This is a genomic window from Thioalkalivibrio sp. ALE23 (assembly GCF_000378545.1).
Classification (GTDB): Bacteria; Pseudomonadota; Gammaproteobacteria; order Ectothiorhodospirales; family Ectothiorhodospiraceae; genus Thioalkalivibrio.
Map to the genome: position 1 here is coordinate 73,758 of NZ_KB900031.1, position 21,646 is coordinate 95,403.

At 69.2% G+C, this 21,646-nt stretch carries 21 protein-coding genes; 7 read left to right on the plus strand and 14 right to left on the minus strand.

Going from position 1 to position 21,646, the window contains the following annotated elements:
• Positions 1 to 26: 26 nt before the first annotated feature.
• Genes F573_RS0100390 through F573_RS0100420 form a run of 7 tightly spaced genes read right to left on the minus strand, consistent with a single transcriptional unit; the run spans position 27 to position 9,332 of the window.
• Positions 27 to 1,025 carry an ABC transporter ATP-binding protein gene (locus F573_RS0100390; protein ID WP_019021027.1) on the minus strand — a complete coding sequence of 333 codons (999 nt, stop codon included), beginning with the start codon at positions 1,023 to 1,025 and terminating at the stop codon, positions 27 to 29.
• Positions 1,022 to 2,011: an ABC transporter ATP-binding protein gene (locus F573_RS0100395; RefSeq protein WP_019021028.1), complete on the minus strand. Its 990-nt coding sequence runs from the start codon at positions 2,009 to 2,011 to the stop codon at positions 1,022 to 1,024. The genes F573_RS0100390 and F573_RS0100395 overlap by 4 nt, the downstream gene beginning before the upstream one ends.
• The gene (locus F573_RS0100400) at positions 2,011 to 3,345 is read right to left on the minus strand and encodes an ABC transporter permease (protein WP_019021029.1); all 1,335 of its coding nucleotides are present in this window, start codon (positions 3,343 to 3,345) and stop codon (positions 2,011 to 2,013) included. Before F573_RS0100400 ends, F573_RS0100395 begins: the two co-directional genes overlap by 1 nt.
• Positions 3,342 to 4,454 (minus strand): ABC transporter permease, encoded by a 1,113-nt coding sequence (locus F573_RS0100405; RefSeq protein ID WP_019021030.1) that lies wholly within the window; start codon positions 4,452 to 4,454, stop codon positions 3,342 to 3,344. The genes F573_RS0100400 and F573_RS0100405 overlap by 4 nt, the downstream gene beginning before the upstream one ends.
• Positions 4,447 to 6,987 (minus strand): ABC transporter substrate-binding protein, encoded by a 2,541-nt coding sequence (locus tag F573_RS0100410; protein ID WP_019021031.1) that lies wholly within the window; start codon positions 6,985 to 6,987, stop codon positions 4,447 to 4,449. The genes F573_RS0100405 and F573_RS0100410 overlap by 8 nt, the downstream gene beginning before the upstream one ends.
• Before the next feature lie 22 nt (positions 6,988 to 7,009).
• Positions 7,010 to 8,305 carry a TlpA disulfide reductase family protein gene (locus F573_RS0100415; RefSeq protein WP_019021032.1) on the minus strand — a complete coding sequence of 432 codons (1,296 nt, stop codon included), beginning with the start codon at positions 8,303 to 8,305 and terminating at the stop codon, positions 7,010 to 7,012.
• 43 nt (positions 8,306 to 8,348) lie between these two features.
• Positions 8,349 to 9,332, minus strand: a complete 984-nt coding sequence (locus tag F573_RS0100420; RefSeq protein ID WP_019021033.1) for an MBL fold metallo-hydrolase — start codon at positions 9,330 to 9,332, stop codon at positions 8,349 to 8,351.
• Positions 9,333 to 9,527: 195 nt separating this feature from the next.
• Between F573_RS0100420 and F573_RS0100425 the strand changes: the two genes are divergently transcribed.
• Positions 9,528 to 9,734, plus strand: coding sequence for a hypothetical protein (locus F573_RS0100425; RefSeq protein ID WP_231384375.1), 207 nt, complete (start codon positions 9,528 to 9,530; stop codon positions 9,732 to 9,734).
• A gap of 31 nt (positions 9,735 to 9,765) precedes the next feature.
• On the opposite strand, the gene F573_RS0100430 is transcribed toward F573_RS0100425, so the two are convergent.
• From F573_RS0100430 to F573_RS0100450, 5 genes are all read right to left on the minus strand, one after another.
• Entirely contained in the window at positions 9,766 to 11,100 is a 1,335-nt protein-coding gene (locus tag F573_RS0100430; protein WP_019021035.1) for a diguanylate cyclase domain-containing protein, read from the minus strand.
• Positions 11,097 to 12,590, minus strand: coding sequence for a circadian clock protein KaiC (gene kaiC / locus F573_RS0100435; protein ID WP_019021036.1), 1,494 nt, complete (start codon positions 12,588 to 12,590; stop codon positions 11,097 to 11,099). Before kaiC ends, F573_RS0100430 begins: the two co-directional genes overlap by 4 nt.
• A complete protein-coding gene (locus F573_RS0100440; protein ID WP_018871300.1) occupies positions 12,587 to 12,886 on the minus strand; it encodes a circadian clock KaiB family protein in 300 nt (99 codons plus the stop codon). The genes kaiC and F573_RS0100440 overlap by 4 nt, the downstream gene beginning before the upstream one ends.
• Positions 12,887 to 12,986: 100 nt before the next feature.
• Positions 12,987 to 13,646, minus strand: a complete 660-nt coding sequence (gene nudF / locus F573_RS0100445) for an ADP-ribose diphosphatase (protein ID WP_019021037.1) — start codon at positions 13,644 to 13,646, stop codon at positions 12,987 to 12,989.
• Positions 13,643 to 15,757: a S9 family peptidase gene (locus F573_RS0100450; protein WP_019021038.1), complete on the minus strand. Its 2,115-nt coding sequence runs from the start codon at positions 15,755 to 15,757 to the stop codon at positions 13,643 to 13,645. Before F573_RS0100450 ends, nudF begins: the two co-directional genes overlap by 4 nt.
• 288 nt (positions 15,758 to 16,045) lie before the next feature.
• On the opposite strand from F573_RS0100450, the gene F573_RS0100455 reads away from it, so the two are divergent.
• Positions 16,046 to 16,477: a DsrE family protein gene (locus tag F573_RS0100455; RefSeq protein WP_019021039.1), complete on the plus strand. Its 432-nt coding sequence runs from the start codon at positions 16,046 to 16,048 to the stop codon at positions 16,475 to 16,477.
• Positions 16,478 to 16,556: 79 nt separating this feature from the next.
• Here F573_RS0100455 and F573_RS0100460 read toward each other — a convergent pair whose 3' ends face one another.
• Entirely contained in the window at positions 16,557 to 17,006 is a 450-nt protein-coding gene (locus tag F573_RS0100460; RefSeq protein ID WP_019021040.1) for an Rrf2 family transcriptional regulator, read from the minus strand.
• A gap of 211 nt (positions 17,007 to 17,217) precedes the next feature.
• The gene (locus F573_RS0100465; RefSeq protein ID WP_019021041.1) at positions 17,218 to 17,430 is read right to left on the minus strand and encodes a globin domain-containing protein; all 213 of its coding nucleotides are present in this window, start codon (positions 17,428 to 17,430) and stop codon (positions 17,218 to 17,220) included.
• A gap of 182 nt (positions 17,431 to 17,612) precedes the next feature.
• Here F573_RS0100465 and F573_RS0100470 point away from each other — a divergent pair, with 182 nt between their 5' ends.
• From F573_RS0100470 to F573_RS0100490, 5 genes are all read left to right on the plus strand, one after another.
• Positions 17,613 to 18,011, plus strand: a complete 399-nt coding sequence (locus F573_RS0100470) for a hypothetical protein (RefSeq protein WP_019021042.1) — start codon at positions 17,613 to 17,615, stop codon at positions 18,009 to 18,011.
• 2 nt (positions 18,012 to 18,013) lie between these two features.
• Positions 18,014 to 18,460: a glycine cleavage system protein H gene (locus tag F573_RS0100475; protein ID WP_018871202.1), complete on the plus strand. Its 447-nt coding sequence runs from the start codon at positions 18,014 to 18,016 to the stop codon at positions 18,458 to 18,460.
• 14 nt (positions 18,461 to 18,474) lie between these two features.
• On the plus strand, positions 18,475 to 19,149 hold the full coding sequence (locus F573_RS0100480) for a thioredoxin family protein (RefSeq protein WP_026300743.1): 675 nt from the start codon (positions 18,475 to 18,477) through the stop codon (positions 19,147 to 19,149).
• 121 nt (positions 19,150 to 19,270) lie between these two features.
• Positions 19,271 to 21,121: a DHH family phosphoesterase gene (locus F573_RS0100485; protein ID WP_026300744.1), complete on the plus strand. Its 1,851-nt coding sequence runs from the start codon at positions 19,271 to 19,273 to the stop codon at positions 21,119 to 21,121.
• On the plus strand, positions 21,118 to 21,582 hold the full coding sequence (locus tag F573_RS0100490; RefSeq protein ID WP_018871199.1) for a glycine zipper 2TM domain-containing protein: 465 nt from the start codon (positions 21,118 to 21,120) through the stop codon (positions 21,580 to 21,582). Before F573_RS0100485 ends, F573_RS0100490 begins: the two co-directional genes overlap by 4 nt.
• Positions 21,583 to 21,646 lie beyond the last annotated feature (64 nt).

Here is a 21,646-nt window from a genome sequence, read left to right on the forward strand (position 1 = left end):
AGCAGCCCCCGGGCGGAGAGCGCCGTTTACTCCGGTTCGCGCAGCCAGCAGGCGGCGCGGTGTTCCGGTGCAGGGCGGAAATCGGGCGGGTCGCGGGTCTCGCAGACGCCGGCCATGGCCTGCGGGCAGCGTGGATGGAAACGGCAGCCCGGCGGCGGGCTGACCAGGCTGGGGGCCTCGCCGCCGGGGATCTCGCGCATCTGCCGCGCGTTGGCTGGGTCGGGGTCGGCCAGCGCGGACAGCAGCGCCTCGGTGTAGGGGTGCTGCGGGGCGTCCAGCAGCGCGTCCACCGGCGCCTGCTCCACGATGCGGCCGGCGTACATCACCATCACCCGCCCGGCGTAGTGACGCACGGTGGACAGGTCATGGGTGATGTAGAGCAGCGCGATGTCGTGCTCGCGCTGCACGCGATGCAGCAGGTCGAGGATCTCCACCCGCACCGAGGCGTCCAGCATCGACACCGGTTCGTCGGCGATGATCAGCTTCGGCCGCAGCAGCAGGGCGCGGGCGATCACCACCCGCTGCTGCTGCCCGCCGGACAGCTGATGCGGGAACTTGCCGCGCACCTGCGCCACCGGGGTCAGCCCGACCTCCTCCAGCGCCGCATCGATGCGCCGTTCGCGCTCGGCGCGCGGGCCGATCCCGTGCACGATCAGCGGTTCCTCCAGCGCGCGGCGGATGTCCATGAACGGCGGCAGGGCCCCGTAGGGATCCTGCTGCACGTACCCCACCCGAGCGCGGTATGCCTTCAGTTCGGCTCCCTTCAGATCGGCCAGTGACTGCCCCTCGAAGCGCACGGCCCCGCCGGTGGGCCGGTTCAGCCCCAGCAGGGTGCGCGCCAGCGACGACTTGCCGCAGCCGGACTCGCCCACCACCGCGGCGGCCTCGCCGGCATCCAGGGTAAAACGCACGCCATCCACCGCGCGCACGATCCCGGTGCGGATGAAGCCCCACTGACGCAGCTCGAAGTGGGTCTGCAGGTCGTCGGCGACCAGCAGCGGTTCCTGTTTAGCACGGGTATTCATCCGATCCCTCCCGCGTCATGCAGCCAGCAGCGCACGCGATGGCGCTCGTCCGGGTGGAACACCGCCGGGTCCTCGGCGCAGCGCTCGAAACGGCGCGGGCAGCGCGCGGCGAAACGGCAGCCGGTCGGCGGATCCTGTAGGCTGGGCGGACGCCCGGGAATGGGCACCGGCGGTTCTTCCTGGCGCAGCCGCGGCACCGAGGCCATCAGCATCTGCGAATAGGGGTGCGCCGGGGCGGTGAAGAAGGCCTCGGCGGACGCCTCCTCCACCACCTGCCCGGCATACATCAGGGCGACGCGGTCGGCCAGTTCGCTGGAGGTGGCCACGTCGTGGGTGATCAGCACGAAGCTGGTGCCGCGATCGCGCTTGATGCGCTTGAGCACGTTCATGATCGAGGCCTGGGTGAGCACATCCAGCGCCGAAGTGGGCTCGTCGAGGATCACCAGGTCGGGGTCGGTCACCAGCGCCATCGCCAGCACCGCGCGCTGGCGCATGCCGCCGGACAGCTCGTGCGGATAACGCTGCAGGAAGTCCGTGGCGATGCCGACCTCCTCGAATGCCTCGGCCGCACGGGCCATGGCCGCCCGCCGCGACCACCCCCGATGGATGCGCAGCGGCTCGGCCACCTGTTCGCCCACCCGCACCACCGGGTTCAGCGCATTCATCGCGGCCTGCATCACCAGGGCGATGCGCACCCAGCGCACCTCGCGGCGGAAGCGCTCCTCGGACAGGCCCAGCACGTCGCGCCCGTCCAGGCGGACCTGGCCGGAGGGTCGCGCGGCATTGCGCGGCAGGGTGCGCAGCAGGACCTTCGCCAGCGAGGACTTGCCGCAGCCGGACTCGCCCAGCACCACCAGCGCCTCGTTGCGGCGGATCTCCAGATTGACTCCGTCGACCGCGTTCACCGGCCCCTGCTCGGTGCGGTACTGCATGCGCAGGTCCTCGATCTCCAGCAGAGGGCTGTCGGGGTTGGCCGCCACCGTCATCACAGGTTCCTCAGCCGGGGATTGAACACGCGATCCAGGGCGAAGCCGAGCATGGCGAAGCCCAGTCCGGTCAGCATCAGCAGCGCCGCGGGGCTCACCACCCAGTAGTAGAACCCGTGGTACAGGGCCGACTGCGCCTGGGCGTCGTGCAGCACCTTGCCCCAGGTCGGCAGCACCGGATCCCCCAGGCCCAGCACCGCCAGCGACGCCTCGAGGAAGACGTAGGTCGGGATCAGGGTCACGAACGTGGGGATCAGCACCGGCAGGATGCGCGGCACCATGTAGCGCAGCACGATCCGCGGGCTGCTGGCCCCGTAGGCGCGCGCCGCCTCGATGTACGGGGCCTGGCGGATCGGCAGCAGCATCGCGCGGTACATCTTGATCCCGGCGGAGAAGATCCCCAGGGCCACCACCACGCCCAGCATCAGCCAGATACTGGTGGAATAGAGCGTTCCGACCATCACCAGGATCGGCAGCAGCGGCAGGATGATGTTGACCTCGGTCAGGCGCTGGATCGCGGCATCCACCCAGCCGCCGTACCACACGCCGGCGGCGGCGATGATCAGGGTGGTGATGGTGGTCCCCACCGCGGCGATCAGCCCGAACGCCAGCGCCACCGGCGTGCCCCACAGCAGGGCCACGGACAGATCGCGGCGCTGATGGTCGGTCCCGAACAGCCCGTGGACCTGCCCGTAGGCCACCAGTTCGGCATCCATGCGGCCTTCGGGCTCGAAATGCACGGTTTCCAGTACCAGCTCGTAGGTCCCCGGCAGGACCCGGGGTTCCGGGTCTTCGACATCGGCGTCACTGAACAGACCAACCTGCGGGGCATGCCCCAGGCGCCCCTCCAGGCCCTGGTCCTGGGAGATCGACACCCGCTCCTCGGCACTGACCCGCCGCGAGCCCAGGGCCACCTCGCTGCCGTCGGGCCGGTGCCAGCTCATGCGCACGAACGGCGGCCGCTGCTCGAACTCGGCCTGCAGGAACAGGTTGATCTCCCCCGGGAAACCGTCATAGGGGAAGTCGAAGCGCAGGGTCTGCTCCTCGATGCGTCCGCCGTCGAAGGCCGCGAATTCCCGCTCGGCCGCATCGCTCCCGGCCTTCACGGTGCGCGGCGCGTTGCCGCCGAACAGCCGGTCCGTCCACACCGGTGCGGCATTCACCGGCAGATCCTGCCAGACCTCGCCGCCGCGCCAGAGCTTCTGCGCCTCGCTGTACGGGATGGCGGTAACCGCGTAGATCGCCGTGCCCAGCAGGGCGAGGATGATCAGCATCCCCGCCACCGCCGACGGATAGCGCCGCAGCCGGCGCAGGCCCTCGCTCCAAGGGCTCATGAACGGCCTCCTTCAATGCGCACGCGTGGATCGAGGATGGCGTAGAGGAAATCCAGCACGAACACGGTGATGGCCAGCAGGTAGGCGAAGATCACCACCGATCCGATGATCACCGGGGTGTCGCGATGGCCGATGGCCTCGAACAGCAGCGTGCCCAGACCCGGCCAGTTGAACACCTGTTCGAGGATGATCGCGCCGCTCCACAGCCCGATCAGCATCAGCAGGAAGCTGGTCACGATGGGCGACAGCGTCGGCCGCAGGATGTAGCGCTGTTCGATCATGCGGTCCGGCAGCCCCTTGGCACGCGCCATCTCCACGTAGTCCTCGCTGGAATGGATCAGGAAGAAGGTGCGCCAGGAGTAGATCGAGATGAAGATCTGCGAGATGAACATCGCCAGCACCGGCAGCGCCATGTGCCGGAGCACGCTGGCGGCGTAGGCCCAGCCGTCCTCCGGCGGTGGCACCGAGACCATCCCTCCCGCCGGAAACAGCGGCCAGATGAACGCCAGCAGCAGGATCAGGAAGATGCCGTAGAACCAGCCCGGCGCCGCCGAGCTCGGCGCCAGCCCGATGACACTCTGATCCAGCGCCGAGCCGTAGCGCCGCGACAGCCCCAGCGCGGCAAACACCGCGACGAAGAACACCAGCAGGTTGGCGGTGCCGAACAGCAGCAGGGTGGCCGGCAGGCGTTCAGCGATGATATTGAAGACCTGGCGCGAGCCGGCATCCGAGTGCATCTCCTCGGCCCGCCCCAGGTCCAGGATCATCGCCTGGTAGAGGTAGTCGAAGCTGCGCCAGATGAAGGGCTCGTCCAGGCGCAGGCGCTCCACTTCCAGCGCCACCTGCTGCTCCACCAGCTCGGTCCGCTCATCGGAGGGCAGATCATGAAACGCCGGATCCGCACGCACCGCCTCGGCCGCCGTGGTCTCGATCTGGGCCAAGCGCAGGTCATCCACCTGCCCGCCCATGTTGGCGATCACGATGGTCAGATAGACCCCGATCAGCACCGTCACCAGCAGCGCCAGCAGGCGCTTGCCGGTAAACACGGCCAGGCGGCGCAGATCGCGCAGCCAGCCGCGTCGGGCGGCGTTGACGGACCCGTCAGTCATCGCCTTGCTCCGCTGGTTCGGCCCGGGGTTGCGGCACCCGACCACCTGGCACCGTGGCGAACGCATGGGTGGCAAAGGCCGGCAGGGCGACCGGCGTCGCGGTGACCGCGAACTCCAGGCTGTTGGCACCGGTACCCAGCGCCTCGAGGATCTCCGCATCCAGATCCAGACGCCAGCGCCCGTCCGCATCCGGCTCCAGTTCGCCGCGCCGCGCGAGGCGGTCGTCGCCATCGAACAGCATCCAGCGCACCTCGTCGATGTCCTCATGCGGGTACGGCTCGCCGCCAAAGCGGATGTCGAGATCCAGACTGACCGCCTCGCCCAGCTCGGCGATCAGCGGGCCGTCCACGCTGACCTCGGGGGTCCGCGGCTCCGCAAAGCGCAGCCACTTGTCCGCCGGATCGGGGAAGTCCTCGAAGCGGCGCAGCACCAGACTGCCCTCCACCGCGCGCACGCGGTGCAGATAGAACGGCCCGTCGCCGACCCAGAAATGTCCGCGTTCGGCCTGCCACTGCTCCAGCGCCGCGTAGCGTTCGCGGATCTCCTCCGGATCGACCCACTCGCGCAGCGTCTCCCGGAACGGCAGCCGTTCCGCCGCGCGCGCCGAGCGCAGGTAGTCGCGCAGGATCTCCAGCGCCGGCCCGCCCACCAGGTTGGTCTGCTCCACGCCGCGCCGGTCGGCCTGGCCGGAGGAAAAGGCCAGATCCCCCTGGCGCTCGGCCTCGATCCCCAGCCCCAGCACGTGCCAGGGCTGGGTGGCGGGCACGCGGTTGGCCACCAGGTTCTCCGCATCCGGGAACACCTGATCGCTGTAGACCTCCACCGTCAGCGGGTCGGTATCCGTGATGCGCCAGCCGCGGAAATGGCGCTCATAGACCGAAAACGTGGGTACGTGCCCCGGATCGAACAGCGCGCTGTCCTCGTCGGCACGTTCGAAGGTCAGGATCCACGGCAGGATCATGTCGGCGACGGAGACCCGGGAACCATCGTGCCAGTAGCGATCCAGGAACCCGTCGTGGAATTCGATCTCGGTACGCGAACGCGCCGTCAGGCCCTCCGGTTCGGCCTCGTCCACCGTCACCTTGCGCCCTTCTGCGGCGTCCCAGCGCAGCCAGGCGTCGCCGGGCACCTCGATGCGCTCCACACTCTCCAGCTCCACCCAGTCCAGGGTGCGCCCGACCGGCGCGCCCTCTTCCACCGTGACCCGGGCGCGCGCGATGCGCTGCGGCCGATAGAGCCCGGTGAACGGATCGGCCAGCGCCGCCGGGTCCGACAGGGAACGCAGGATCATCTGATCGAAGATCCAGTTGGAACCGGCCACCGGGTTCCAGGGCTCGGTCAGCATGCTGGGCGTGCCGACCACCACGCGTCCGCCCAGGCCGTCGCGGAAACGCAGGGTGTAGGGCCACAGGCCGGAACCGGTCACGCCGCCGGCCAGATCCACCGCCACCTCGAGGTTCGCGGCATGCGGCCAGACGCTTTGCTGATCCACCAGCCAGATGCGCACCGAATCCTTCATGGCCAGCTCCAGGGCGCGCCCCATCAGCTCCTCGCGCTCCTCCACGGACTGATACTCGCGGCGTTCCAGGCGTTCGGCGAGATCGTCCAGTTCGGGATCGGGATCGTAGGCCTGCCACAGGGGATCGGGGCGCCCGCGGGGGGTGTAGTAATAGTTGAAGTCGCCGCCGACATCGCGGTTGATGACCGTGGATATCCAGCCGCCGGTATACACGTGCCAGCGGCCGGCGGCAGGATCACTGGCGATCCACAGGCGGGTCGCCTCGTCCGCGGTGCGGTACAGCCGCTCGGTCTCGAAACCGAGGTCCTCCAGCCGGTTGGCCACGTAGTCGCCCACCCGCTCGCGGTTGTCCTCGGTGCGGATCAGCACGCGGATGCGGACCGGCGCGCCGTCATGGAACCAGCGACCGTCGCGTCGCTCCGCGCCCAGCGCCTCCATGCGTTCGCCGATCACCCGGCGCGCGCGTTCGGCATCGTGGCGGTAACGGATCTCCAGCTCGCGCGCCGGTCCGGCCAGGCGAGCGTAATCCGGAAAGGCGGTGTTCAGCGGGAGATAACGCGGCGTGGCGAGCCCGCCGTACAGCTCTTCCGCGATATGGCTGCGATCCACCAGCCAGTTCATCGCCTCACGGATCTCGCGATCGTCGAAGGGGTTCAGCTGGTCGTCCTCGAACTCGGCCGGATTCAGCGTGAGCTCGGCCACCGAACCGCGCGAGAAATGATGCCCCACCGCGGGCGAAGCCTGGATCTGGCGGAACAGCGTGGCCGAATCCAGCCCCTGGCCGAACAGGTGGTGCGACCCCCGTTCGATCAGCGCGGTGATGCGGCCGGGGTCGGATTCCACGGTGAACACCACCTCGTCGACCAGCGCCCCCTTTCGCTCCGCCGGATCGCCCGGCACGGGCTGCGGGGCGGCGGTATCTTCGCTGCGATCCCCCAACCACAGGGTGCCCGCGATCGCCACGGCCAGCAGGGCGAGGATCAGCAGGGGCAGCAGGCGGCGCAGGTCGATCAAGGGATCTCCTCGGGACTGGGGCTCAGGGCGTGGCGTCGGGGGTGGGTTCGTCGCGCAGCTCGTCGATCACTTCACGCACCTCGTCGGTGTCCCACTCGATGGCCTCGTTCACGGAATACCGCACCCGGCCCTCGCGGTCCAGCAGGAACGAGCTGGGGAAGGCGAACACGCCCCATTCCTGCGAGACCGCCCCATCCTCGTCCATCAGCACCGGGAAATCGACCTCGACCTCTTCCATGAATTCCAGGATGTGCTCGGGCGACTCGCGGAAATTGATCGACACGATCGCGAACTCGTCCTCGTCATACGAACCTTCGAGGCGGTTCATCGACGGGATCTCGTGCACGCAGGGCGGGCACCAGCTGGCCCAGAAGTTCACCAGCGTCACTTGACCGGCACGATCCTCCAGCCGGTGGGTCTCGCCGCGCGCGGCGGTCAGTTCGTAGCCGGGCGGCTCCTCGGGCTCGCGCTCGACCATCCCGTGCTCGCTGCCCAGCGGCTGGTCGCGTTCCGCGTCCAGTTCGGCGACCTGCGCCGGGCGCGGCAGGCCCGCCAGCACGCGCGCCGTGGCCAGCAGCTGCCGCGGGGTTCGCCCGACCGCGTCACTGCCCGCCTCGTCGGGACGCATGTAGTAGTCGCGCTCGCCGGCGATGATGCGCGCCAGCGCCGGGCTGCCGGCCGCGTGCAGATGCCGCATCAGTTCCGGCAGGCGGGCCGCATGGGCCCCCTCGGCGGGCTGGAACACCGCCACCGGCATGTTGGTCGCATCCACGATCCCGAACAGCTCCGGGTCATCCCCGGCGGCAGGGGTACCGCGATACAGGTTGGGGAACAGCAGGATCGCGCCGGCCACGGCATCCGGGTCGTCGGTCGCCAACTGCCATTCGCGCAGCCCACGCAGCGCGGGCACGCCCATGCGGTCGGAGGCCACCAGGGTCACCGGGGCATAACCCCGCGCCCCGGCCTCCTCCAGCAGCGCCGCGGCGGGCTTGCCCTCCAGCCCGCGCACGGTGGAACTCGAGCGTTCCAGCAGCAGCGAATCGAGCAGGTCCACCACCCACACCGTGGCGCCCTGCTCCGCCAGTTCGCCCAGCAGTTCGCGCGGGGCATCCAGATGCTCGGCGGCCGGGATCAGCCAGATGAACAGCGGACCCGTGCCTTCGGCCTCGCCGAGGGTCTCTACCTCCAGGAGATCCCCGCCATCCAGTTCGATGGTGAACTCCTTCGCCACGTCGTCGGCCAGCAGACCCGACGGCAGGAGGAGAAAGACCAGCCACAGCAGCGCACGCCCCGTCCGGGACCACGGAATCGACCGCACATTGAACCTCGCGAATGGTGGGATAACCGGAAACCCGAAACGCCTACTCCATGAAGAGATAGGTTCGATTGATGTTGGTCCGATGCCAGTCGCCGAAATGTTCCAGATGCTCGAACTGCGGGGCATCACCGAGGTCGTCCACCGCCTCCTGCAGCGAGGCCCAGTCTTCCAGCGCCTGTTCCACGCCACTGATTACGAACCGCAGGTAGTCCCCGGTTTCGGCGGTCACGAGATCCATGCCCGCGACGTCCCCGTGGCCGGGCACCACGGCGGCCGGTGCCTTCTCTTCCAGCTTTTCCACCGCGGTCAGCCAGGCCACCGGATCGCTCCACGGATGGATGCCCAGCATGCGATCGAGATAGACCATGTCTCCGGAGAAGAAGACATCGGTCTGCGGCAGGTACACCACCGCGTCGCCGGGGAAATGGGCATCCGCCCAGAACTCCAGATGGAATTCGGTGCCGCCGATCTTCAGCTCGTGGCGGTCGCCTTCCAGCGGCTCGTCGGTCACCACGGCCTCGGTACCCTCGAAACGGTCTTCGAGGATCCCCGACATGCGTTCGATGTGGTCGTCGGCAAAATCCCTGCGGGTCTCGGCCGTACGTTCCAGGGTGATCAGCTCGCCCCCCTGCTCGCGGAAATAGCCATCGGCCATCCAGCGGTGATCCTGCGAACCGATGCCGATGACATGGGTGACCGGCTGATCGGTGTTTTCGCCGATCGCGGCCTCCAGCATCTCGCCAAAGGCGTACGACGGACCGGAGTCGATCAGCACCACCCCCTCGTCGGTCACCACGAAGCCCAGATTCATGGTCAGCCCGAGGTTGTCGTAGCTGCGCCCGTCGATGGAGCCAATGATCGCGTACACGTCTTCCGCCACACGCACCGGCTGCAGTTCGTCCACCCGTTCCAGGTCGCTGGTGCGGGCATCACTCAGGCGCTCGTTCGGCCCCGGGACCTCGACCTCGCTCCCCGCGTCGGCACTCAGCGGAGCGGCCATGACCAGCCACAGGCATCCGGCCATCATCCATTGCAGTCTCTTCATCAGGTAACCCCCGAGCGGTCGTTATTGATTATCCATGGGACGCCTGGCGCGTCGGTTCATTCCCGCCACTCGCGGGGAATGCAGGACGCACCATCGCCGTCCATGCTTGAAGAGTCCGTCTTGCGCGCCCGACCGCGGAAGGCGATCTCGGGCTACGGGACACTCGGGAGGAACGCCATGCAACACCGCCAGACCACGTTCATATTTACCGGCACCGCCGCGCTTGGCCTGATGCTCGCCGGGGCCGCCCCCGCGATCGCCGACACCGACCGCTCGATGGGCGAACCGGTGGCCGTCGGGATGACGGCCGGCACTACGCATACAACCGTCGCGCGCGACGAGGAACGCGACCGCCGGATCCCCGACGAGTCCTGCCCGGCCTGACGGCACCCGGCCGGCGCCGGGCATCAAGGGGTCAGCCGCAGTCCGCCGGCCTTCCCGCGAATGGGGGGACCGGCGGGGTTTCTCCGGCACTGTTCGCGAACGCGAACAGCCCGCGCCCGCGATCCTTGGCACGGTACATGGCCTGATCGGCCGCATGGATCAGGGTGTCGCCGTCGCGCCCGTCTTCCGGGTAAACGGCAATGCCCACACTGGATCCGATGTGGATCTCGTGATCACGCACGTGGAACGGCGCCCGCAGCGCGTCAATGATCTTCTGCGCCACCACACCCGCATCGGCCTCGCGCTGGATATCCCGCACCAGCACGATGAACTCGTCCCCGCCCAGCCGCGCGACCAGGTCGCTCTCGCGCACGGTCTCGCGCAGGCGTGCGGCCACGGCCTGCAGGATCTCGTCGCCCACCGCATGTCCCAGGGCATCGTTGACCGGCTTGAAGTGATCCAGGTCCACGAACAGCACGGACACGATGTCGCCGTGGCGTCGCGCCTGCCCCAGCGCCAGATCGAGATGCTGATGGAAGGCGGTCCGGTTCGGCAGATCGGTCAGCGGATCGGCGTGCGCCAGATGGTCCAGGCGCTGCTGGGCCTCCTTCCAGCGGGTGATATCCTCGAAGGTCACGATGAAATGGGTCGGCTGCCCCATCTCGCCGCGGACCGCGATCACCGTGGTCCAGGTGTAGCAGGGCCCGCCGTCGCGCCGGCGCTTGACCAGCTCGCCCTCCCAGCGGCCGGCGCTGTGCACCGCGGCCTCGATGGTTTCCAGCAGGGCCGGGTCCTGGTATTCCGAATCCAGCAGTTCGCCCATCGGCCGGCCGTGCACCTCTCCGGGCTGGTACCCGGTGATGGACATGAAGGCGGGGTTCACCTTCAGCACGCGCTGCCCTGCATCGGTGATCAGCAGCCCCTCGGAGGCGTTCTCGAATACCTGGGCCGCCAGGCGCAGCTCGTCTTCCATGGCCTTGCGCTCGGTGACATCGCGCAGGATCGCCAGGCTGGCGTCCTCCCCGTCCCAGCTCAGGGCGGTCACGTGCATCTCGGCGACGCGCGGGGCCTCGCCGGGAGGCAGCACGTCGATCTCGGTGCGTCCGGGAGCCGTCGGGAAACCGAACCCGGTGCCCCTCAGGGCCTGCAGGTCGCGCCCGAACAGCCGGCTGGCGGCCGGGTTGGCATAGCGCAGAACGCCCGCCGAGTCCACCACGATGATGGCATCGGCGGAGGCCTCGAGGATCGCCCGCAGGCCGTCGCCCGACGGACCCGAGCCGGCGAAATCGCCGCCCCCGTCGCCCGCCCACAGCACGGCGCCGGGCACCGCGGCCGGGGGCATCGAAAGGTCCGGATTCGGCATCATGTGTCTTCTTCTCCAGGCTGCACATGCACGGGATGGCCTTCGAGGATACCCTCCACGCCACGGAAGCGCTCGCCGATATGCATCCCGCGACCGTCGATGTTGAAACGCCGGATCCCGGCGTCATGTCCCGCGCCGCGCATCTTCAGCACGGCCAGGCCGCGATGGACCCGCCCGCGCATCTCGACATAGCGCAGGACGATGATGGAATCGGTCAGGGTGGAGATGTGCGCCTCGGTCACCGAGGCGCCGCCCATCAGCGACGGCGTGGAGGCGGTGAACAGCCCCGCAATCTGACGCTCCTTGATGAACGAGGTCAGGCTGATCACGAACTCGCGGAAACCGCGCGGGCTGGCCACGCGCTCCAGCGCGGTCAGGCTGTCGAGGGCGACCCGGTCCGGGCGGAAGCGGTCGATCTCCTCCTTGATCCGGACCAGGTGGTCCTCCAGTCCGGCGGCCTCGGGGTAGTCGCAGCGGATCGCCAGGTTCCCGGCCTCCTCCGCCGGGGCATAATCCACGCCCCACCCGCGCGCGTTGCGCATCAGCTGTTCGCGGCTTTCCTCGAAGGCGAACAGCATGCAGCGTTCGCCGGCGGCCAGTCCGCCCGCGGTGAACTCCGTCGCCATCAGGGTCTTGCCGGTGCCGGTAGCACCGGACACCAGCACGATCGAGTCGCGGTAGAAACCGCCGCCGCACATCCGGTCCAGCTCGTCGTTGCCGGAGGTCGTGCGCACGTCGGTGGAATGCTGGGTCAGCTCCATCGCCGACAGCGGGATGGCGATCAGCCCGCCCTCCGGCAGGATGGTGAACGGGTACTCGCCCTTCTGGTGCTGCGTACCGCGGAACTTGAGGATCTCCAGCGTGCGCCGGCGGGTCTCGTTCTCCAGGATGTTGCGCAGGATCACCACGTTGTCGGCGACGAACTCCTCGACCCCGTGACGGGCCACGGGGCCGTATTCGGTCTCGCGTTCGGCGGTCATGACCGCCGTCACGCCCAGGGCCTTCAGCCGCGAGGCGATGCGGAACAGGTCGCGGCGCACCTGGCGCGTGTCGGGGAAGCGCGAGAACATCGCGCCCAGGGAGTCGATCGCCAGACGGCGGGCCCCGCTGCGCTCCACCGCATGCTCGATGCGCGCCACCAGGGCCCCGAGGTCGTAGCTGCCGGCCTCCACCGTCTCCTCGTCCGGATCCGGCGACACGTCCACGAAGGTCCAGCGACCGTCGGCTTCCCATTCCGCCATCGGCCAGCCGAATGCACTGAAATTGCGCCGCAGATCCGCGGGCGACTCCTCGCACGTCACGAACACCCCGGGGGTGGCATCGCGCTGGATGCCGGCGGCCAGGAACTGGCCGGCAAACACCGTCTTGGCACTGCCCGGGGTACCGGCAACCAGCGTGGTGCGCCCCTCGGGCAGACCGCCACGGGCGATCGCGTCGAACCCCGGGATCCCGGTGGCCAGCTTGTCGATTCCTCCACCCATTTCTGCGGTCATTGCAGGGACTCCCGCTGCCCGGGCGTCACCAGCTCCAGCCCGTGCAGCACTTCGTCGCGGTCGGAGAGATCGCCGATGATGCGGCGGATCGGCGGAGGCAGCTCGCGGATCAGGGTGGGGGTGGCAACGATGCGCTCGTTCTCGCCGCGCTCGGGATTTTCGAGCACGTCGATCACCTCGATCCGATAGCGTCCCTGGAGTTCCTCTTCACAAATGGCCTGCAGATTGGCCAGTGCCCGCGCGGACCGGGCCGTCTGCCCCGTCACATACAGGCGGAGCAGGTATTCCTGCGCCACAAACCCTCCCCGGACGGCGGTTGCGCCCTTGTCTCGAGCAGGGAATTATCCGGAAGCCACCCGCCATGCGTCAACGCAACCCGGTCCGGACCGGGGGGCTTCAGCGACGCGGCTCATCCGCCCGGGCACCCGCTCCCCATTCGCACCGCAGCCGCTCGCGATTGAGGGCCAGCCACTGCAGCGCGATCACCGGAGCCGCCGAGTCGATCCGGCCGTCGCGCAGCAGCTGCATCGCCTCGTCGAAGGGCACGGTGAACACCCGGATGTCCTCGTCTTCGGCATCCAGTCCGTGCACGCCCCCGGCGCCGAGGCTGTCCACCTCGCCGCAGTAGATCCGCAGCGACTCGGAATTGCCGCCGGGGCTGACATACACCTCCTGCATGAACTCGATGCGCGCCGGGTTCACCCCCGCTTCCTCGAAGGCCTCGCGCCGCACCACGGCTTCCGGCTCCTCGCCCGGTTCGATGACCCCGGCGACGAACTCCAGCAGCCAGGGTCCGGCCGGCTTCTCCAGCGCGCCGATGCGGAACTGCTCGATCAGCACCACACGGTCGGCCACCGGGTCATAGGGCAGCAGCACGGCCGCATGTCCGCGTTCGAAGCGCTCGCGCGTCAGCGGCCGGCTCCAGCCACCGCCGAACAGCCGGTGGCGCACCGTATAGCGGGCCATACGGAAGAAGCCCTCGAACAGCGACTCGCGCTCGAGGACCTCGACGTCTCCGGGGCCGAGCCCCGGGCGGCGGCCATCGCCGGCGCTCACGGGGCCTCGACCTCGTCGATGTCCTGGCGCAGCAGCTCCAGGCGTTCCTGCACCGGCTCCGGGTATTCCGCCTGCCGACGCCCGCCGAGATGCTCGGCGAGAAAGCCCTCCAGCCCGGCAAAGAACGCCAGGCGGTTGGTCTCGTTGACGAAACCGTGGCCCTCGTCCAGCGCCAGCAGGTACTCCACCGGATGCCCGGCGTCGCGCAGTGCCGCCACGATCTGGTCCGATTCGGCCTGCTTGACCCGCGGATCGTTCGCACCCTGGGCCACCAGCAGCGGCGACTCGATGCGGTCGACGTGGAACAGCGGCGATTGTTCCTTCAGCCGCTCGCGGTCCTCCGGATCGTCCGGATCCCCCACACGCCCGTGCATGCGCTTGATCCCGGCCTCCCAGTAGGGCGGGATGGATTCCATCAGGGTAATCAGGCTGGACGGGCCGACCATCGACACCCCGGCGGCGTAGAGCTCCGGGGTCCAGGTCAGCCCGGCCAGGGTTGCGTAGCCGCCGTAGGAACCGCCGTAGATCGCCACCCGGTCCGGATCGGCGATGCCCTCGTCGATCAGATGTTTTACCCCGTCGGTCACGTCATGCTGCATCACGCCGGTGCCCCACTCCTGGTTGCCGGCATTGAGAAACGCCTTGCCAAAACCGGAGGAACCGCGGAAATTCGGCTGCAGCACGGCGTAACCACGGTTGGCGAGGAACTGCACCTGTCCGCTGTAGCCCCAGGTGTCGCGCACCCAGGGACCGCCGTGCGGCATCACCACCAGGGGCAGGTCCTCGGCCTCCGCCCCGCGCGGCAGGGTCAGGTAGCCCGGGATCTCGGTGCCGTCACGGGCCTCGTAGCGGATCGGCTCCATGTACGCCAGCACATCCTCGGGAAGATCCGGCCGGGTGCGATACAGGCGTTCGAGTTCGCGTTCGCGCAGATCCGCCACCCAGGCACTGCCGGGATCCACGTCGCGCTGCACGCCCACGGTCCACACGTCCTCGTCTCGGGTCCGCGAGGTGAACGACAGCTCCGCATCGCCCAGCTCCGAGCGCAGCCAGTCCAGCGCCTGCCCGAATTCCTCGTCGTGCGCGTAGATCCGCTGCCGGTCGCCGGTGTACTGCGTGGCCAGCAGGCGGTGGTCCTCGTCGGAAAACAGTGCGCGACCGAGATCCACCTCACCTTCAGGGTCGCGATGCACGCGGGTCTCCTCGCCCGATTCCGGGTCGAACAGGACCAGCTCGCTCAGATCGCGATCCTCGCCCGCGTTGCTGCGCAGATAGAGCCTGGCGCCGTCCGCGTGGAAGCCGGCCAGCGAGCAGCTCTCGCCGAACTCGCAGGCGTAGATCTGCCGGAAATCGTCCTCGCCATCGACGCGCAGGATCTCGCTCCCGCCGTCGCCGGTGGTGCGCGTCGCCTTGCGCAGCTCGCCCTCGTGGAAATGCCAGCCTTCGATCTCCGCGGTGTTTTCCGCCACGAGCTCACGCTCGCCCGAGGCGATGTCGACCCGGTAGACGTCGTGCAGCCGGGGATCGCGGTCGTTCAGCCCCACGAACAGTTCCCCCGGGGCCTCCCGGGGCACGTGAAAGATGCGTGCACGCACACCGTCCCCGCCGGCCAGGTGACGGGATTCGGGGTATTCACCGGCTTCGGGCTCGGGCTCGACCGGGGCCTGCAGGGCGCGGATCTCGAAGTCTTCGTCACCGTCGGCGTCCCGCGCGTACAGCAGGTACTCGCCGTCGCGCGACCAGAAAAAGCCCGAGACCGACCGCTCTTCGGTGGTGACCGGCTGTGCCTGCTCGACCGGCTCGCCCCGCGCCACCACATGGATGTTCATCGCCCCCTCGTAGGGTCGCAGGAAGGCGACACGATCGCCGTCCGGGGAGATCCGCGCGGAGGCGTATTCCGGGTCACGGAAGAAGCGTTCCAGCTTCACCAGCGGCGGCGCCTCCTCGGTCCACGGGCCGGCGCCCTCCTCGGCCGGTGCGGTCTCGATCTGCGCACCGGCAAGGGCCGGCAGCGTCAGCAGCAGCGCACCCATGATCGCGGTGCGCCCGCGGGGGCCTCTGGCCCGGTCGCGCGCGCCGCGCCGGTTCGTCCTGTCCAGCGTCTCCAGCATCACGTCCTCCCCAGTCGCTCTGAATACAGGATGACAGCATCGGCCGGTTCACGGTTCCGCCGCCGACCCGGGAACTTCCTTCCCCGTCCCCCATCTACTGGTGAGATTCCGGCGAAAGACCTGCCTCCCGAAAGGAGCCGCGTGCCGCACCCGCCGGGAATCCGCGCGAACAACGAAGCACCCGATGCGACGCAATCGACATATGGACGCAGTCTGATTTGCATTCCATATAAGCATTAAACTACATTCGAAAACGCTTACATACCACCCAAACGGGAGACGTACCCCATGCGTACCATCAAGACCCTCGCTGCCGCCGCCGTCCTGACCTTTGCCGGCGCCAGCGCCGTTCAGGCCGACGAACCCTCGAAGATGTTCGCCAGCGTCACCTCCGGCGACGACCACACCCAGTTCATGTCCATGGTGCTGGCCAACCAGGCCATGGGCCAGGGCCAGGAAGTGCGCGTGCTGCTGTGCGGCCCGGCCGCCAAGATGGCGACCGACGACTTTGATGGCGCGACCATGCAGCCCGCCGACCGCAACGCCCAGCAGCTGCTGATGAACCTGATCAACAACGGTGCGAAGGTCGAGACCTGCGCCATCTTCCTGCCCAACACCGACTACACCGAGGAAGACCTGATCGACGGCGTCACCCCGGCCGATCCGGAAGACGTGGGCGCCTACATGGCCGACCCGACCGTGCGCTACTTCTCCAACTAAGCCGCACGCTGCCCGGCGACCCCGGGCAGATCCCCGAGGGCCCTCCATCCGGAGGGCCCTTTTTTATGGGCGGGTCGGCTCAGCCGGCGTCGGGGGCGAGCGGTTCGATCTGCAGCAGGGTGCGCAGACGGGCTTCGTTGCGAACGATGTCGGCGAGGGTGTAGCGGTCGAGCACGGCGAGGAAGGCGTCGCGCGCCTCGTCGAGCAGGGGCTTGAGGCGGCAGGCCGGCGCGACCGGGCACCATGGCCGGGTGCAGTCGATCACCTCCAGCGTGGGTTCCATGTTGCGCACAACTTCGCCGAGGTTGATCTCCTCGGGCGCCACCGCCAGCCAGATCCCTCCGCCCTTGCCACGCCGGTTGGCCAGATAGCCGAGCCGGCCCAGGCGGTGCACGATCTTCACCATGTGGTTGCGCGGGACCTCGAAGCGCTCGCTGATCTCCGAGACCGTGGTGCGGCCACCCTCGGGCTGCACGGCCACGAACAGAAGCACGCGCAGCGCATAGTCCGTATGGCGGGTAAGCTGCATGGCACCGACCTCTTGCAGAAAGGCCGGCCCGCACGCAACGCCGGGGCCGGCCCTTGTATTAGCTTTAACTAATTCAGCATACCCGCGCGCGGTGCCACGCGTCGACTGCCGTACGCGGCAGACGGCGGACATTCACAACACGTCGGGCCCGAACACCTCGTGGAAGATCCGTTCCGGGGGGACGCCCGCATTCGTCAGACGATCGCGCTGGTCACGAATGAACGGCAACGGGTCGCGGCATCCCCGCCCGGGCCAGGGCCTGCGGCTGTTCCCCCGCGGCCTGATGCGCCTGGTTGAAGACGTTCCTGAGCTCCGGATGGGCCTCGAACATCCGGGCATAGAAACGCCGGGTGATGGTTTCGCCGTGCTCCGCCAGCACGGGCACGGTGGATTTGACGATCTCGCGGGTCCCGGATTCCAGCATGCAGACATTCCTCGGTATTCAGGTGGAGCCGGGAACGCTAATCGAAGATGTATGTAATTAGCAAGTTCTAGTTTCTTACCGTGGATTGCAAACCCCTTTTTCTCTAGCACAGATACGTTGACTCCGACACCATCCGACTATAAGGTTGATTCAGTATAAATCTTTTCGGAATGGAGAAAGGCGTGCTGACGCGCAACCGTCTGTTCATCACCATCGCTCTCGTCTATGCCCTGCTCGGTGGCGGGGTGGCCGTCCTCTGGCTGCTGGCGCCGGGCACGATCACCGGCGATGCGGTGCGCCTGCATGCCCACCTGATGCTGCTGGGCTTCGTCACCATGTTGATCTACGGGATCGGCCTCCATGCGCTGCCCCGCTTTTCGGGACGCAACCTGTTTTCCGAGCGCACCGCCGATGCCCAGTTCGTGCTGGCCAACGCCGGACTGCCGGCGATGGCCGCCGGGTGGCTGGCCGGCAGCCGCGAGATCCTGCTCGCGGGGGGCCTGCTGACCTGGGCGGCCATGCTGCTGTTCACCCTCAACATCCTGCTCACGGTGCGCCGGCGCGGCCCCGGGGAGGCCTGATCATGAGCGAATATCGCGGCTGCGAGATCCCCGAGGATCTCTACTACGATCTGGATTACCTGTGGGCCCGCGAGGAGGCCGACGGCAGTTTTACTCTGGGGCTGACCGACCCGGCGCAGACCATGGCCGGGCGCCTGCAGTACACCACGTTCAAGCGCCCCGGCACCCACCGCAGGCGCGGCAAGACGCTGGCGCGGCTGGAATCCGGCAAATGGGCCGGCGGAGTGCCCGCACCGTTCGACGGCACCATCGAGGAGGTGAATGCCGCGGTGACCGCACAGCCCGACCTGGTCAACCGTGCACCCTACGACGAGGCCTGGCTGCTGCGCCTGCGCCCGGACGACCCGGAGACCGCGCGCGAGCACCTGTACACCGGGGAGCGGGCCCGCGAGTCGCTGGAACAGTGGATCGAACGTTACGGCGTCCAGTGCATGCGCTGCGCCGACTGATCCCGGAGGCACGCATGCGCGTACAGCTTCTTGTCTCTCAGTGGTGCCCCTCCTGCGATTCGGCCGAGGCCGTGTGGAGCCGGATCGCGGCCGAACGCGAGTTCGACTTCAGCGTGGTGGACATGGGCACGCCCGAAGGCCGCGAACTGGTCCAGCGGCTGCGCCTGAAGACCGTCCCCGCACTGGTCGTGGACGGCGAACTGCGCGGGGTCGGTGTGCAGAGTCCGGAGGAGGCGCGCGAAATCGTGGCCGGCACGCCCGAGCGCAGCGGCCACTCGGCGCCGGTGGGCATCGCCCTGGCGCCGTCCAGCCGTGCCCATCTGCTGTCCGCGGTCGTGTGGCTGGCGATCGCCGGGGGCCTGCTGGCGCTGCACGGCGGCCTGCTACCACCCGACGGGCCATGGCCGGGTGCGCTGCATGTCTTCCTGCTCGGCTTTATCACCCCGTTCATCGCCGGGCTGGCGGAACACATGATCCCGCGGTTCATGGAGCGGCCGGTGCGCGCGGGCCCGTGGTCCTGGACCCAGTGGGGCCTGCTCAACGCCGGGGCAGCCGTCACCGCCATCGGCGGCTGGCTCGTCGGTCCGGCACTGGCCGCCGCCGGGATCACCCTCGCCACGGCCGGGCTGGCGCTGCTGACCCTGCGCCTGTGGCCGGCCCTGTGGCCCGCGGCGGCGTCCGACCACTGACGGACCGAACCGCTGCCCGGGACGGGCGTTGCCCTGCCCGCGGACGGGACACTTCCCGGTACGCGCCGCCCCCTCTATCCTGTGCGCCCGTTTCCCGACGACCCACGGTCGCGGTGCCCCGATGTCCAGCACGGATCCCCCGCCTGATCAGAACCTTGCGCCCCCGCCGGAGCCGACCTGGGTCCGGCGCCGGCCGGACCCGGACGTGGAGGCCGCGGCGCGCGCGGCCGGACTGACCCCGCTGCAGGCCCGCCTGATCGCCGCCCGGGTGTGCGAGACCAACCCGGATGTCCTGCGGGCCGGCTTTGTCGAACGCCCGCTGCGCGCCCTGACACCCCCCGACGCCCTGCCCGATCTGGACACGGCGGCGCAGCGCATCCTGCGGGCGCTGGAGGCCGGCGAGACCGTGGCCCTGGAAACCGACCACGACGTCGACGGTGTCACCAGTCACGCGCTTTTGTATCGCGGCCTGACCCGGGTACTGGGTCACCCGGAGGTGCGTCTGCAGTCCTGGATCGGCCACCGGCTGCGCGAGGGCTACGGCCTGTCCGACGCCCTAGCCGAGCGCATACTCGCCGCCCGGCCCCCGCCCGATCTGGTGATAACCGCCGACAACGGATCCGGCGACGAGGCACGCATCGCCCGCCTGCGCGCCGCCGGCATCGACACCATCGTCACCGACCATCACGTGATCCCGGCGGACGGCGTGCCCGCCTCGGCGCTGGCCTGCGTCAGCCCGGCGCGCAGCGACAGCCGCTATGGCGACCCCGCCATCGCCGGCTGCATGGTGGCCTGGCTGCTGCTGATGCGCGTCCACCGCCTGCGCCAGCAGGACACCGGCCGCGAGGACGCCGCCGGACGCACGCTGCTGATCGACCTGCTGGCCGAAGTAGCCGCGGGCACTGTGGCCGACTGCGTGACGCTGGGCGACAGCCTCAACAACCGGGTGGTGGTCCATCAGGGCCTGCGGCGCATGAACGCCGACAACGCGCGGCCCTGCTGGCGGGTCGCGGCGCGGCGGCTCACCGGCGGCGAGCGCCCGCTGGATGAATCCGACCTGGCCTTTGGTCTGGGCCCGCGCATCAACGCCCGCGGCCGCCTGGACGAGGCAATGGCCGGGGTCCGCTTCCTGCTGGCGGAGGACGAAGCGGAAGCCGAGCACTGGTGGTCGGCTCTGGACGAAGAGAACCAAAACCGGCGCCGCATCGAGCGCGAGCTCACCGTGCGTGCCCGCGAGGAGGCCGCCCGGGCCGCCGCCCGCGGGGTCTCGGGTCTGTGCCTGTGGCTGCCCGACGGCCACCCGGGGGTACACGGCATCATCGCCTCGCGCATGGTCGAGGCCCGGGGGCTGCCGGTGCTGTGCGTGTCGCCGGTATGGGAGTGCGACCGGCGGGTGACCGGCTCCGCGCGCGGGGTGCCCGGGTTCCATGTCGCCGATGCATTCGCGGCCATGGCCGCCGCCGAACCCGACCTGCTGGAGAAACACGGCGGCCACGCGCAGGCGGGCGGCCTGACGCTGGCCCGCGCCGACCGCGAACGTCTGGCCCGGGCCTGGGAACGGGTCTGCGCCGACAGTCAGCGCGAGCACGGCTGGACACCCGGCCCGGTGCTGGAGATCGATGGCGAGGGCCCGTCCCCGCGTGCCCTGGCGGCCGGGACCCTCGAGCAGATCGACGCCCTGGCCCCCTGGGGCCGCGGTTTCCCGCGCCCGGTGTTCGTCTGGGAAGGCGAACTGCGCGGCCTGCGCCGGATGGGCGACGGACGCCATCTGCGGCTGCGTCTGGAGACGGCCGATGGTGACCTGCAGGGGATCTGGTTCAATGCGCTGGAACCGGATGCACGGGATCCGTGGCCGCCGGGAACCCGGATACAGCTTGCGGGGTCTCCTGAATGGAACCATTACAACGGCACGTCAAGGCTGCAGGTCCGCATTCACGCGGCGCGGTGGGCGGCCGTGGGGAGAAAACCATGAAGTTCGTTCGCCAGTCCCTCATCGTCACCATCGTCGGCGGCACCGCCCTGGCCCTGGCCGCCTGCACCCACCCTCCCACCCGCGAACAGACCGGCGCGGTCATCGGCGGCGCGGCCGGGGGCGTCATCGGCAGCCAGATCGGCGGCGGCCGCGGGCAGATGGCCGCCACCATCGCGGGGACCCTCGCCGGTGCGGCCATTGGCGGTGCCATCGGCCGCTCCATGGACGAGGTCGACCGCATGCGCGTGCAGCAGACCCTGGAGACCGCCCCCGACCGCGAAACCCGGGAGTGGCGCAATCCCAACACCGGACAGCAGTACCGGGCCACGCCGAAACGTACCTATGAACGCGACGGCCGCCCGTGCCGCGAATACGAAGTCCTGGCGACCATCGACGGCGAAGCGGAGACCATCACCGGCACCGCCTGCCGCGACGTCTACGGCAACTGGGTCATGCAGTAGCCCGACGCGGCGCGGGCCGCGCGGCTTCACGCCCGGCTAACGGAATGGCCCATTGGGTGTATTG